Source organism: Algoriphagus hitonicola, from assembly GCF_900113375.1.
GTDB lineage: Bacteria > Bacteroidota > Bacteroidia > Cytophagales > Cyclobacteriaceae > Algoriphagus > Algoriphagus hitonicola.
Genome location: NZ_FOPC01000021.1, coordinates 25,853 through 38,557 on the forward strand (window position 1 = coordinate 25,853; position 12,705 = coordinate 38,557).

Genomic DNA, 12,705 nt, shown 5'->3' on the forward strand with positions numbered 1-12,705 from the left:
GAATTTAATGGAGACAAATGTGCGGAAATATTGTTTCAATTTAAAGTTTAAAAATCTATCTTAAAATTCATTTCCTAGGAAAGTCTAACCTGGCTTTTTTAAAGGATAGATTGGACAGGATTAAAAGAGAATGAGATATGAACCGTAGGTATTGGATGGTAAAAAGTGAACCTTCCTCCTATTCCTGGGAGGATTTTGAGTCAAAGGGTATGGATGTCTGGGATGGCGTACGAAACTATCAAGCGCGCAATTACCTCAGGGAAATGAAACTGAAGGATCAGGTACTTTTTTATCACAGTGGAAAAGAAAAAGCAGTGGTAGGACTTGCTGAGGTCGTTGCAGAAGCTTACCCGGAACCCAAGGCTGAAGATTGGGTGTCGGTAGACCTAAAGGCGGTCAGGAAGTTGGATTCTCCTGTGAGCCTACAAGCGATCAAAGCAGAAGAAGGACTTTCGGAATTGCCCATTCTAAAACAATCCAGGCTGTCGGTTTTGCCGTTAAGTAAGGAAGAGTTTGAATTATTGATAAAAATGACCCAATGAGATACGCGCTGATCCTATTATTTTTAGTCTTACCCTATTTTTCCTCTTTAGCTCAAGTGAAGTTCTTGGCTAGATTTGAGGTAGAATCTGGAGATTTTGACCCTACGTTTGAGATGGTGCCTATCCGTCAAGGCTTGGTCTCATTTCGGACCATCTCCAATGGTTCCTTTAACGTAGATCGGGTTTTTCAATATTTTATTTCTGACGAAAATCTCAATTCGGAAAACATCGTGGAGTTACCTGTCAAAAACGGATTTGACATGATCGGATATGACCTTGAGGGAGAAAATTTATTCATTATTTTTCAAAAGGGGAGCTCACTTTCCTCAGAAAAATATGTCCTCCAAATCGATTTAGAAACCAGAGAAGGAAAGGAATATGCGCTCAATAACCTTTTGGAGATGTCTTTGAGTGAGTTTTTGGTTCAGGAGCGAAGTGTGATTGTCATGGGAATACCGGATACTCGACCTGTGGTTCAAATATTTAACCTGGATAATAAATCCGTTCACACGGTTCAGGGGATTTATGGGAATGACACTCAGATTCTCCAAATCCGAAAGCGCCCGGATATTGCGTCTTTTGAGGTTGTGCTGAGTAGAAAAGGCAAATACCGTGAGCGGGAAATCAGCATCAATAGCTACGATCTTGAGGGTAATTTGCTGAGAGAGATTGATATTGACCAATTTGGTGATGAAGGACAGGAGATTATGGACGCCATTTTGGTTTCTCGTCCTAATTACCGTCAAATGATGGTTGGGGCTTTTGGTCTAGAGCGTAGGAATTCCTATCAGGGGATGTATGCGCTGGATATCAATGAATTTGGTGAATATGAAGAGCGGTTGTACACCTTGTCTGACTTTCCGGAGTTTTACAATTATTTGGATGAAAGGGGAAAGTTGCGAAAAGCCAAGGAAGTAGAAAAAGCGATCAAGAAGGAAAAAGTCCCCAGTATTCAAGATAACTATTCGATCAGACAGGTCATTCAATTGAATGATGGAGTCTTACTTTATTTTGATCATTATGACGTAGTCAATACGAGAGGGAATTCTCGAAATACTTCGTATAGCTCCCGAACCCTATATCGTCCCTTTCCTAATCAAGGATTGGGAGGCGGTGGCGTTTATAATCCATTTCCAACCACCCCCGTTTCTCCAAATACCCTCAATTTTCAATTAGAAACAGAGTTTACTTATGTTTCTGCGCATTTTATCTGGCTTGGAAATGAAGGTCAGGTAATTTGGGACAATGCCACTACTTACAATAACCTGAGAACAAATTATCCGGAAAGCTTTGGGGAAATAGCCTTGGTCGAGGATGAATTTTACCATGCGTATGTGAGAGATGATAAAATCGTGCTTTCTTATCTCAAATCAGGCGAAAAAGTATTTGAAGATTTGGATTTTGAGATTGAATTGATTGAAGAAAATGAGCGAATATCGCAGACTAATTACAATACACTGAGGCTAATCCACTGGTATGATCGATACTTTTTACTGACGGGCACTCAAAAAATCCGCTACCAAAAAGAGGAAGGTGGTTCGGCTTCTCGGGATGTGTATTTTGTGAGCAAAGTTTTGTTTGCGGGCGATTTGTACGAGCCGGAAGAGAAACTCGAGTAGAAATTCTTTATATATTTACGGGCAAATCCAACCCATGCAAAAAAGGCTAGTCTTAGATCAGGAGCAAATCGGGATTATCATCCAGCGGTTTTGCCATCAATTGATCGAAAACCATCACGATTTTGAGAATACTGTTCTTCTGGGTCTCCAGCCTAGGGGAGTGGTTTTGTTGGACCATTTGGCGCCAGTCCTAGAGCGGATTTCTGGCAAAAAAATACCCGTTGGGTATTTGGATGCTACTTTTCATAGAGACGACTTTCGAAGAAGAGATTTTCCGCTGAAAGCGAATGAGACTAAAATAGATTTTTTGGTAGAAGGCAAAAGCGTGATTTTGGTAGATGATGTGCTGTACAAAGGGAGAAGTGTACGGGCTGCCATGGATGCTATGATTGCCTTTGGTAGACCCCAAAAAGTAGAACTGATGGTGCTTGTGGACCGGAAACTTACCCGGGATTATCCGATCATGCCGGATTACTACGGGATTCGGGTCAATACGCTCGAGTCACAGTACGTCGTGGTCGAATGGGAATCACAAGGCCAAGAAAAAGATGCAGTTTGGATCACCGAGAAAGTCAAAAATTAACCATGTCTCAACTCAGCAGCCGACACCTTTTAGGAATCAAAAACCTCTCAGCGACTGATATTCAATTGATATTGGATACGGCCGAAAACTTCAAAGAGGTAATCAATCGCCCGATCAAAAAAGTACCTTCTCTTCGGGATATTACGATTGCAAACGTTTTTTTTGAAAACTCCACCCGGACCCGACTTTCGTTTGAGCTGGCCGAAAAGCGGCTTTCTGCGGATGTGATCAATTTTTCTTCTAGTAATAGCTCAGTCAAAAAAGGAGAGACCCTCGTCGATACCGTCAACAATATTCTCTCCATGAAAGTGGATATGGTCGTCATGCGACACAGCAGTCCGGGAGCCCCACATTTTCTAGCCAGAAATGTCAAAGCCAATATCGTCAATGCTGGAGACGGTACGCACGAGCATCCGACGCAGGCGTTGCTGGATGCCTTCTCTATTCGAGAAAAATTGGGTACGCTTGAAGGGAAAAGAGTAGCGATTATCGGGGATATCCTTCACTCGCGAGTGGCGCTCTCCAATATTTTCTGTCTGCAAAAAATGGGGGCAGAAGTAATGGTCTGTGGACCGATTACCCTATTGCCCAAGCATATCGAAAGTCTCGGTGTCAAAGTAGAATTGGATATCAAAAAAGCCCTGCAATGGTGTGATGTAGCCAATGTCCTTCGTATTCAACTTGAGCGTCAGCAGATCAAATACTTCCCGAGTCTTCGCGAATATTCACTGTACTACGGCATCAATAAAAAACTTCTCAATCAACTCGATAAAGAAATTGTCATCATGCATCCCGGACCGATCAACCGAGGAGTGGAGCTTTCATCGGATGTCGCAGATTCGGAGCATTCGATCATCCTGGAGCAAGTCCAAAATGGGGTTGCTGTGCGAATGGCCGTGCTCTATCTTTTGGCAGCAGTCAAAAATTAAGAACACAAAAGCGTAAAAAAGCGGCTGCCTCAATCTTATGGGACAGCCGTTTTTTCTTTCTCAGAAGTTTGAACTTTCAAATTTCAACTGTTAAATCCCTCGCCATCGCCCGCCACCTACGTAGAAACCAAGTGTGAATCCGAAATATTGATTAATCGCCTCACCGATGACCTGACCGGAAGTGTCTTGAAGGTTGCTGTTCGGGACAAAATTGTACTCGGCTCCCATTCTGAATTTGCCCAGTTCCAAGCCCGCTCTGACCATTGGCGCCCATTCAAAAGTTGCTTCCAAATCTCCTGTATCGGAATTGTCTATTGCAGAGGCATCTATCTCTACTGCACTCAAGGCATAATACCCAAAGCCTGCCCCAATAAACGGAGCAAAATTACTTCCCCCATTATTAAAATAATAATCCAAGGTACCTCCGACAGAGGCATTCGCGGAGACTTCACCTTCGTAGTCCTCGGAGATATCATAGTAAGTCACATCTTTTGCCAATCCGGCAATTCCCATCCTTAGCCCAAAATTCAGATTATTTGCCAAATTGATTTTTGGTTCCAGGTTTAGAAGTACACCGATACCACCTCCCTGGGGAATAGCCGGGCCGAGGTCCATTCCAAATCGGAATTTACCGGCCTGTTGACCAAATGAAAGTGAGCTGCAAAGAATCAGCGCGAAAATAATCGTTAGTTTTTTCATGGGGCTATTTTGTTTTTTTTGAATTGGATTGCTCAAAAAAGATTCCACTTCTTATAAACTTACTCATAAGTCTTATAGTTTTAGCAAAAAATACACTTTTCATGCTTCAAGTAAAAAATTTGATCAAAAAATATGGTAAGCATCTCGCTGTGGATGATATCACTTTTCAGTTGGATGGGGGCGAAGTGGTCGGGCTTTTGGGTCCAAATGGCGCCGGAAAAAGTACCACAATGAAGTGTATTGTGGGATTGCTTCGCAAAACCTCCGGAGAGATTTATATCGGTGGTCATGATCATCTCTCGGTGGAGGCAAAGCGTTTTTTCAGCTACATTCCCGAAACTCCCTATGTGTATGATTTGCTCACAGTTAGAGAACATATGCAGTTTATTGCTCAAGCTTATCACGTCAGTAATTGGAAAGAAAAGGCGGATGAACTGATGGAAACCTATGATCTAAGCGACAAGGCAACTAAACTGGGTCGGGATTTGTCCAAAGGTATGCGGCAAAAAGTTTCGATTTGCTGTGCTTTGCTGCCGGATCCGCAGGTATTGTTTTTTGATGAACCCATGATCGGTTTGGATCCCAAAGCCATCAAAAATACCAAGCGGATTTTTGCCAATCTCAAAAATGCGGGAAAGACGATTTTGGTCAGTACTCACTTGATCGACTCGGTGGAGTCTATTGCAGATCGAATTATGATTATGAAAGATGGTAAAATCCTCGGTAATGATACCATCACCAATCTGAAGCAACAATTTGTGACTTCCGATAATGAGAGTTTGGAGGATATATTTTTAGAGCTGACCAAAGATGCAAGAGATTAAGCTACTGTTCAGAAAGGATTTATTCATTCTGAAAAACAACCTTTTATTGATTCTCAAAAATCCCCTTCGGCTATTGCCTTATGGAGGGATGTTGGCGTATTTTTTCTTCATTTATACCATGCGGCTCAATGATCGGAGTGAAGAGCGGGAATCCATGCCTGATTTGGGAGCGGATGGTTTACCTGAGATTAATTTTGCTGCACAAAATTTAAGTGGTGGGCTGACTATTTTAGCTTTGATATTTTTGTTGTACCAACTCTTCAGGGCTACCAAAAAAAACGTGAGTTTTTTCTCCATGGCAGACGTGAATTTTCTTTTCACCAGTCCTGCAAAACCCCAGAATATTTTGATTTACTACATGGGAAGGTCGATTCTGCCTTCTCTTGGAGGGAGTATTATTTTTTTGGTATACGGAGCGAGTCAAATGGCCGGGACCTTTGATTTCAGTCCAGTTAATCTTTTCTTCCTGCTGATGAGTTTTGCCCTGTTTTTCTTTTTGCTTTCTCCGATCCGGTTCCTGGTCTACACGCTTCATACCAAATATGATCTGATGGAAACGATCAAAACCGGTATCACCGTGCTTGCCGTTATTTTGGGATCGATGATCTTGATCCCCGGTTTGCTTGCGGATAAATTCTGGCAGGGGATGTTTTCCTGGATTGCGTCTCCTTGGTTTGATCTTTTTCCCTTCGTCGGGTGGAGTAGGGGGATGTTGACTTTTGTTTTGCATGAAAATTTGATTTTAGCCACGGCATTTTTAGGCTTGTATATTTTGGCTTATTATATCATCGTCCGCTTAGTGCTGCAGTTTTCAGGGTATTATTATGAAGATGTGCTGGAGGCAACCAAGACCAATGAGGAGCAGCGCGAAAAAATCAAGGGAGAGAGCGAGACTTCAGATGGAGCTTTCAGTCTCAATGCTAAAAAGCAATTGGCTTTACCTGATTTTGGTGCAGGAGCTAAGGCTTTTTATTGGAGGAATTACGTCCACTCGAGCCGTCAGGATTTTCATCCACTTTTTGGGATTTATAGTTTGGTCATGGCTGGATTGGGAATTGCCTTTGGGACACTTTCCCGTTTTGACTGGTTTTCGCACAAAGTCCTCAATGTGTATTTGTTGATTTTATTGGGTTTTTATTTTCTGGCTGGAATCGGCCGTGCATCTGTTGGAGACTTGAAAAAACCCTATTTCTTTTTGATTCCTGCTAGCTGGTCGGCTAAGTTCTGGAATGTCATCAAGCTGGATTTGATTCAGATTTCACTTTTTGCCGTGGTGATGATTGTTCCGTCGGTAGTGATTGCGGAGCTACATTTGTTGGTGATTCCACTTTTTATCTTGGGGATCTTGATTTCTTATTTAATAGGTTTGTCGATTAATTTGATTCCTCAGATTGCCTTGGAAGAAAGCTGGGACAAAAAACTGATCAAGCCACTGATGATCGGAGGGATATTCCTTTTTGGGATTATTCCGACCTTGATTTTTGCAGTGATTATCTTTGTGTTTTTGAAGCAATTTGTATGGATGCTTCTAGTCATGGTACTCGGAATGGGAATTCTGTCCGCAATTTTGGTTCACGTGGTCTTGGATGTGCTGAAAAAGTTGGAGTTTAAAGAGATTTGACCTAGGTCGTAAAATCGGTAAAGCACACCAAATTTTCTTCGGTTTTCTACGGTTTCATTCGAGTAGGCAAGAAAAATACTGTAATTTTGACAGACCAAATATAACAGACTATGATTTACAACTCCATCATTGATACCATCGGAAATACCCCGATGATCCGATTGAATAAGGTAGCCAAGCACATCAAAGGCGAAGTGCTGGTCAAAGTAGAATACTTTAATCCAGGAAACTCAATGAAAGACCGGATGGCAATCAAAATGGTGGAGGATGCTGAGAAAGCCGGAATTCTAAAGCCTGGCGGAACAATCATTGAGGGAACCTCCGGAAATACAGGGATGGGGCTCGCTTTGGCGGCAGTTGCGAAAGGTTACAAGTGTATTTTTACGATGGCCGACAAGCAGTCCAAAGAGAAAATCGATATTCTCAAAGCGGTAGGTGCGGAAGTGATCGTTTGCCCAACTAACGTGTCTCCCGATGATCCTCGGTCCTACTATTCAGTCGCCCGAAAGCTCAATGCCGATATTCCTAATTCTTTTTACCCCAATCAATACGATAATCTATCCAACACTGCTGCGCACTATGAAACTACCGGGCCGGAGATTTGGAACGATACCGATGGGAAAATCACCCACTATGCTGCTGGCGTAGGAACTGGTGGCTCTATGTGCGGAACCGCCACCTATCTCAAAGAGCAAAATTCAGAGATTGTAACCGTCGGAATTGATACCTACGGTTCGGTTTTCAAAAAATATAAAGAGACTGGAGTTTTTGACGAAAAGGAAGTATATCCTTATCTGACTGAAGGGATTGGAGAGGATATTTTGCCTAAAAATGTAAACTTTGATGTAATCGATCACTTCATCAAGGTGACGGACAAAGATGCCGCTGTAATGACCCGTAGATTGGCACGGGAAGAGGGATTGTTTGTCGGCTGGTCATGCGGGTCTGCGGTGCACGGAGCACTTGAGTGGGCCAAGGATAACCTAAAAGAAGGTGATCAACTGGTTATTATTTTACCGGATCATGGCACCCGCTATTTGGGCAAAATCTATAATGATGATTGGATGAGAAATCATGGATTTTTGGAGGATAAAACCTATGCTACTGCTCGTGATATTATCGCCAAAAGACCGGCGTCCTATGCCTTGGTTTCGGTGAAAAAATCAGATTCCATCAAGGATGCGATTGGGCTGATGAATAAAACCAGTGTATCACAAATTCCGGTTATGGACGGGGAGGAAGTGGTAGGTAATGTCACGGATACCAAGTTGCTCAGCAAAATTATCGAAAACCCAAGTTTGAAAGACGCTTCTGTAGCTGATGTAATGGAGTCCTCCATGACTTTTGTGGCTGGCAATAGTACCTTGGACGTGTTATCGTCAATGATTGAAAAAGAAAAAGCGGTATTGGTACGAGATAATTTTGGTAAAATTCATATCATTACCAAACACGATATTTTAGAAGCGTTTACCAATTAATCGAACCTTGAAAGATCCCCGAAAGATTGAGGAAATCCTCAGCAAACCGATTCATTTTGATATTGACAAGGCACTGAGACGAGGCTGGGAACTGTTCAAAACCCAGCCTGCCATTTTGATTGTTTATACGATTGTAGTCGTGGGATTTTCTGCCGCAGCATCGCTGTTCTTAGGCGACTTTTCTTCGATTTTCAGTTTGTTTGTCGGGCCTGCTTTGACGGCGGGCTATTATTTGCTGGCTAATCGGATCTCAAGGAATGATTCGGTGGAGTTTATGGATTCCTTCGAAGGCTTTAAATTTTGGTTTCCGGTTGTAGTGGTTAGTTTGGTCACCGGTTTGCTGACCATTCTTGGGGCGATTTTATTGATACTTCCCGGGATTTATTTGGGAGTGGCCTACACTTTTGCCATGCCGATGGTGATTTTTGGAGGCTATGAGTTTTGGATGGCCATGGAGCTGAGCCGGAAGTTGATCACTAAAATCTGGTGGCGTTTTTTCCTTTTCCTTTTGTTACTTCTTGTCATCAATCTGGTTGGAGCCTTGTTTTTGCTGGTGGGTTTGTTGGTTACGATTCCGACGAGTTATATGATTCTCTATGCCGCTTTTGAGGAGTTGAGTGGCGAATTGCTGGAAGAGGAAGATAGTCTTCCGAGGATCACTCATGAGTCAGAATCATAGCTTCCAGTCGGTTTCTGCATTTTTCCGCAAATAAATTCACGGCATTTTCCGAAGGAGCAGGAGGATGAATCGGTTCTGAAAAATAGATCCGAACTTTGCCCGGCCGAAGTAAGATCGATCCCCGCTTCATAATTCTATCCGCACCGATGAAGGCCATGGGAAGCACCGGGATTTGGGTTTCGATCGACAAGCGAAATGCACCCTTATGGAAAGGAAGAAGCGTTTCTTCGCTGTCATTTCGGGTGCCTTCGGGTGCGACTACCACGGATTTTCCCTTGGATAGCATATGGATTAGTTTTTTAATACTCTCTTTTCGGGATTCGGTAGAAGTGCGATCTACCCAAATGGCGAGTCTTCCGACCACCCAACCAAAAACCGGGATTTTGGATAATTCCTTTTTCCCCAAAGCGCGAAGTACTTGAGGGATTGCCATGGGAATCACCGGTGCATCAATAAACGAGCGGTGATTGAAAATAAAAATGTAAGTTTTCTTCAGATCTATAAATTCCCGACCTTCAATTTGATATCGGATTCCGGATAGAAAAGACCAAATTCCCGCCCAAGCTCGGATAAAGACAAAAGAAATCCGGTCTCCTCGATCCGAAATCAAAATGGGTAGTACAATGAAGATCCCGAAAACCAACATTAAGGTAATGAAAAGAAGTCCAGAATAAACGGTATAAATCCATTGAAATAGTTTAATCATTCCGAAAATTACTTAATTTTGAGCTCGTAATAATCCTTTCACTCTTTGCTTGCAAAGCCCTTTTTGATTCAAAATCAGAGAGGGCTTTTTCTTTGGGGTGGTAAATTTATAAATTCAGACTTCAATAGTGGGATTCGACTGATCCTAAACCTTGATTTTTTTAGTCCTCTTTTCTTGAAATTACAGAAAATCAGTACCTTTGCAGTCCGTTCGGGTGAGCGGAGTGTTTTAGCTTCGGCTAAAGCATTGATTTACAACTCAAAAACCGCTGTTTTCTGACCCGTGGACAGACGGAATTTTCAGGGTCATTATTTATTATGTCTAACAAAGAAGATTTTAACTGGGAAAACTTCGAAACCAAAGGATTCGGAGAAGGCTATTCTAAAGATCAGCGCGATCAGATGGCTGCCATGTACGAAGGTACCTTGAATGAGATCACGGAGAAAGAAGTGATCAAAGGAACTGTGGTTGGTGTGAACGACAAGGACGTGATCATCAATATCGGATTCAAATCCGATGGTTTGGTGCCAATCAGTGAATTCCGTGATCTGGAGTCCATCAAGCCTGGGGACGAAGTGGAAGTATTTATCGAGGAGCAGGAAAATGCACTCGGTCAATTGATCCTTTCCCGTAAAAAAGCAAAAATCGTCAAAGCTTGGCAGGATATCGAGAGCGCATTCGAAAATGATAGCGTAATCGAAGGGCTTGTTAAGAGAAGAACTAAAGGTGGTTTGATCGTGGATATCTACGGAGTAGAAGCCTTCTTGCCAGGTTCTCAGATTGACGTGAAGCCTATCAGAGATTTTGATATCTATGTAGGTAAGAAAATGGAAGTGAAAGTGGTGAAAATCAACCATGCTAACGATAACGTAGTCGTTTCTCACAAAGTCTTGATCGAGAAAGATCTCGAGAAGCAAAAAGCAGAAATCCTCAACAACCTCGAAAAAGGTCAGGTTTTGGAAGGGGTAATCAAGAACATGACCAACTTCGGTGTATTCATCGATTTGGGTGGTGTAGATGGATTGCTTCACATCACCGATATTTCTTGGGGACGAATCAACCATCCGGAAGAAGTATTGGAACTGGATCAGAAGGTTCAGATCGTGGTATTGGACTTCGACGAAGACAAGAAGCGAATTTCGTTGGGTATGAAGCAGTTGACTTCTCATCCTTGGGATTCTTTGGCTTCCAACCTTGAAGTTGGGTCTAAAGTACAAGGCAAGATTGTAAACGTAGCGGACTACGGAGCATTCTTGGAGTTGGCTCCTGGCGTAGAAGGATTGATCCACGTTTCTGAAATGAGCTGGTCTCAGCACTTGAGAAATCCAGCCGACTTTGTCAAAGTAGGTGACGAAATTGAAGCTGTGGTATTGACTTTGGACAAAGACGATCGCAAAATGTCGTTGGGCATCAAGCAGTTGACTGAGGATCCATGGACCAAAGGTGATATGTCTACCAAGTATGCGGTGGGTACCAAGCACAAAGGTGTGGTAAGAAACTTGACCAACTTCGGTCTCTTCTTGGAATTGGAAGAAGGAATCGACGGGTTGGTTCACGTATCTGATCTTTCTTGGACTAAGAAAATCAAACATCCATCTGAGTTTGTCAAGGTAGGAGATGAGCTAGAAGTAGCTGTTCTTGAGCTTGACGTGGACAACAGAAGATTGGCTTTGGGTCACAAGCAGTTGGAAGAGAATCCATGGGATACTTTCGAAACCGTATTCCCTATCGGATCTGACCACAAGTGTACTGTAGTTTCCAAAAACGATAAAGGTGCCGTGCTTGAGCTTCCTTACGGATTGGAAGGATTTGCTACTTCCAAAAACTTGGAAAAAGCGGACGGTTCACAAGTAGAAGTAGGCGAATCGCTTGACTTCAAAGTGATGGAATTTTCCAAAGATGATAAGCGAATTGTACTTTCTCATACGGCTACTTTCCGTGAGGATGTGAAGCCAGCAGCAGCAGCTAAGAAGCCTGCGAAGAAGAAAGAAGAGTCTTCTGAAAGCACTCCGGCTGAAAAATCCACCCTAGGTGATTTGGATGCGTTGGCAGAGTTGAAAGAGAAAATGGAAGGCGGCAAGAAGTAATAGCTTAGACCGCTTAAATAAATAAAAAGTGGCTGTCGAAAGGCAGCCACTTTTTTATTTAAATTATTTTTAATATTTCTTGCATTTCTTGCATTTCTTACATTCGTACTTTAAATATTATTATTATGAGAAGAAATAAAATTATTTTAGGTGTATCCCTTTTTATTTTTTGCATACTGCCAATATTGGAGTCAAGTGCATTAGGGTCACGAAAAAAAGTTAGCTGTGTTACCGTTGACTATGAAGGAAATGTTTTGTCTGAGGGCAGAAGATGTGACTGGGGATGGAATGATTGTTTGAGCAATCCTTGTCCAAATCCCGATGGAACTATTGTGGAATGGGAAGATCAAACTTTCGGTGATTAAATAAGATTGGGAATGGTTTTGCCATTCCCTTTTTTTACAAAATTGTTTTTTTCTTTTTGATTAAATTTTAATGCGTCAAATTCTATATCCCTTAATTATATTAGTTTTTTTCTCAGGTTGTAATTCTAAAACATCTCAAACTGGATCTGAATATCCCTTGAAAATATTGGAGGAAGTCCCATCACCTAGTCCTGACATCGGTGATTTTTTTGAATTTGTAGATGTATGGATTTACTACAAAAAACTGGACAATATTTTTAAGCCTGTTTTTGAATTGATTTAATGCCGCCTGCCGCGGGGCTACTCAACTAATCAGTGGGATTTAGAAAAAAAATCCCCCTGATTAGTTCGAGTTCAGTTTTCTTCATGCGGCCTTTGTTTTTGTTGTTTCTCCGAACTGCTCAGGAGTGAGGTAATTCAGGTAGGAATGTTTTCTTTCTTTGTTGTACCAGATTTCGATGAACTCAAAGAGTTCAACCTGTATCTGTCTAACGTTCAATACCGGAAGCTGGTAGATCAGCTCAGATTTGATGATTTTAAAGAAGTTTTCTGCCACGGCATTGTCCCAACAGT

Annotated in this window: 13 protein-coding genes; 10 read left to right on the top strand and 3 right to left on the bottom strand. The window is 42.1% G+C overall.

Annotated elements, in window-relative coordinates; all coding sequences use genetic code 11:
• Positions 1-137: 137 nt before the first annotated feature.
• Genes BM043_RS18750 through BM043_RS18765 form a run of 4 tightly spaced genes read left to right on the top strand, consistent with a single transcriptional unit; the run spans position 138 to position 3,673 of the window.
• The gene (locus tag BM043_RS18750) at positions 138-542 is read left to right on the top strand and encodes an EVE domain-containing protein (protein WP_092794644.1); all 405 of its coding nucleotides are present in this window, start codon (positions 138-140) and stop codon (positions 540-542) included.
• Positions 539-2,161 (top strand): hypothetical protein, encoded by a 1,623-nt coding sequence (locus BM043_RS18755; RefSeq protein WP_092794646.1) that lies wholly within the window; start codon positions 539-541, stop codon positions 2,159-2,161. The genes BM043_RS18750 and BM043_RS18755 overlap by 4 nt, the downstream gene beginning before the upstream one ends.
• Before the next feature lie 34 nt (positions 2,162-2,195).
• Positions 2,196-2,744 (top strand): bifunctional pyr operon transcriptional regulator/uracil phosphoribosyltransferase PyrR, encoded by a 549-nt coding sequence (gene pyrR / locus BM043_RS18760; protein WP_092794649.1) that lies wholly within the window; start codon positions 2,196-2,198, stop codon positions 2,742-2,744.
• A 2-nt stretch (positions 2,745-2,746) separates the two neighbouring features.
• Entirely contained in the window at positions 2,747-3,673 is a 927-nt protein-coding gene (locus BM043_RS18765) for an aspartate carbamoyltransferase catalytic subunit (protein ID WP_092794652.1), read from the top strand.
• A 90-nt stretch (positions 3,674-3,763) separates the two neighbouring features.
• Here BM043_RS18765 and BM043_RS18770 read toward each other — a convergent pair whose 3' ends face one another.
• Positions 3,764-4,372, bottom strand: a complete 609-nt coding sequence (locus BM043_RS18770; RefSeq protein WP_092794655.1) for a porin family protein — start codon at positions 4,370-4,372, stop codon at positions 3,764-3,766.
• A gap of 101 nt (positions 4,373-4,473) precedes the next feature.
• On the opposite strand from BM043_RS18770, the gene BM043_RS18775 reads away from it, so the two are divergent.
• The 4 genes from BM043_RS18775 (at position 4,474) to BM043_RS18790 (ending at position 8,974) form a co-directional block, all read left to right on the top strand.
• On the top strand, positions 4,474-5,196 hold the full coding sequence (locus BM043_RS18775; protein ID WP_092794658.1) for an ABC transporter ATP-binding protein: 723 nt from the start codon (positions 4,474-4,476) through the stop codon (positions 5,194-5,196).
• Positions 5,183-6,817, top strand: coding sequence for a putative ABC exporter domain-containing protein (locus BM043_RS18780; RefSeq protein ID WP_092794662.1), 1,635 nt, complete (start codon positions 5,183-5,185; stop codon positions 6,815-6,817). Before BM043_RS18775 ends, BM043_RS18780 begins: the two co-directional genes overlap by 14 nt.
• A gap of 110 nt (positions 6,818-6,927) precedes the next feature.
• Positions 6,928-8,295, top strand: coding sequence for a pyridoxal-phosphate dependent enzyme (locus tag BM043_RS18785; RefSeq protein ID WP_092794665.1), 1,368 nt, complete (start codon positions 6,928-6,930; stop codon positions 8,293-8,295).
• Positions 8,296-8,302: 7 nt separating this feature from the next.
• Positions 8,303-8,974, top strand: coding sequence for a DUF2189 domain-containing protein (locus BM043_RS18790; protein ID WP_092794668.1), 672 nt, complete (start codon positions 8,303-8,305; stop codon positions 8,972-8,974).
• Here the strand turns inward: BM043_RS18790 and BM043_RS18795 are convergent.
• Positions 8,952-9,680: a lysophospholipid acyltransferase family protein gene (locus tag BM043_RS18795; RefSeq protein ID WP_317042396.1), complete on the bottom strand. Its 729-nt coding sequence runs from the start codon at positions 9,678-9,680 to the stop codon at positions 8,952-8,954. The two genes, BM043_RS18790 and BM043_RS18795, sit on opposite strands and share 23 nt — an antisense overlap.
• Before the next feature lie 317 nt (positions 9,681-9,997).
• Between BM043_RS18795 and rpsA the strand changes: the two genes are divergently transcribed.
• A complete protein-coding gene (gene rpsA / locus BM043_RS18805; RefSeq protein WP_092794673.1) occupies positions 9,998-11,767 on the top strand; it encodes a 30S ribosomal protein S1 in 1,770 nt (589 codons plus the stop codon).
• 125 nt (positions 11,768-11,892) lie between these two features.
• Positions 11,893-12,132 carry a hypothetical protein gene (locus tag BM043_RS18810; protein ID WP_092794676.1) on the top strand — a complete coding sequence of 80 codons (240 nt, stop codon included), beginning with the start codon at positions 11,893-11,895 and terminating at the stop codon, positions 12,130-12,132.
• 364 nt (positions 12,133-12,496) lie between these two features.
• Here the strand turns inward: BM043_RS18810 and BM043_RS18820 are convergent.
• On the bottom strand, positions 12,497-12,705 hold a 209-nt coding region (locus BM043_RS18820; protein WP_143189582.1), incomplete at its 5' end, for an IS3 family transposase.

Coding starts and splice junctions, on each gene's coding strand:
- BM043_RS18750 (WP_092794644.1), top strand. CDS start 138: ATGAACCGTAGGTATTGGATGGTAAAAAGTGAACCTTCCTCCTATTCC.
- BM043_RS18755 (WP_092794646.1), top strand. CDS start 539: ATGAGATACGCGCTGATCCTATTATTTTTAGTCTTACCCTATTTTTCC.
- pyrR (WP_092794649.1), top strand. CDS start 2,196: ATGCAAAAAAGGCTAGTCTTAGATCAGGAGCAAATCGGGATTATCATC.
- BM043_RS18765 (WP_092794652.1), top strand. CDS start 2,747: ATGTCTCAACTCAGCAGCCGACACCTTTTAGGAATCAAAAACCTCTCA.
- BM043_RS18770 (WP_092794655.1), bottom strand. CDS start 4,372: ATGAAAAAACTAACGATTATTTTCGCGCTGATTCTTTGCAGCTCACTT.
- BM043_RS18775 (WP_092794658.1), top strand. CDS start 4,474: ATGCTTCAAGTAAAAAATTTGATCAAAAAATATGGTAAGCATCTCGCT.
- BM043_RS18780 (WP_092794662.1), top strand. CDS start 5,183: ATGCAAGAGATTAAGCTACTGTTCAGAAAGGATTTATTCATTCTGAAA.
- BM043_RS18785 (WP_092794665.1), top strand. CDS start 6,928: ATGATTTACAACTCCATCATTGATACCATCGGAAATACCCCGATGATC.
- BM043_RS18795 (WP_317042396.1), bottom strand. CDS start 9,680: ATGATTAAACTATTTCAATGGATTTATACCGTTTATTCTGGACTTCTT.
- rpsA (WP_092794673.1), top strand. CDS start 9,998: ATGTCTAACAAAGAAGATTTTAACTGGGAAAACTTCGAAACCAAAGGA.
- BM043_RS18810 (WP_092794676.1), top strand. CDS start 11,893: ATGAGAAGAAATAAAATTATTTTAGGTGTATCCCTTTTTATTTTTTGC.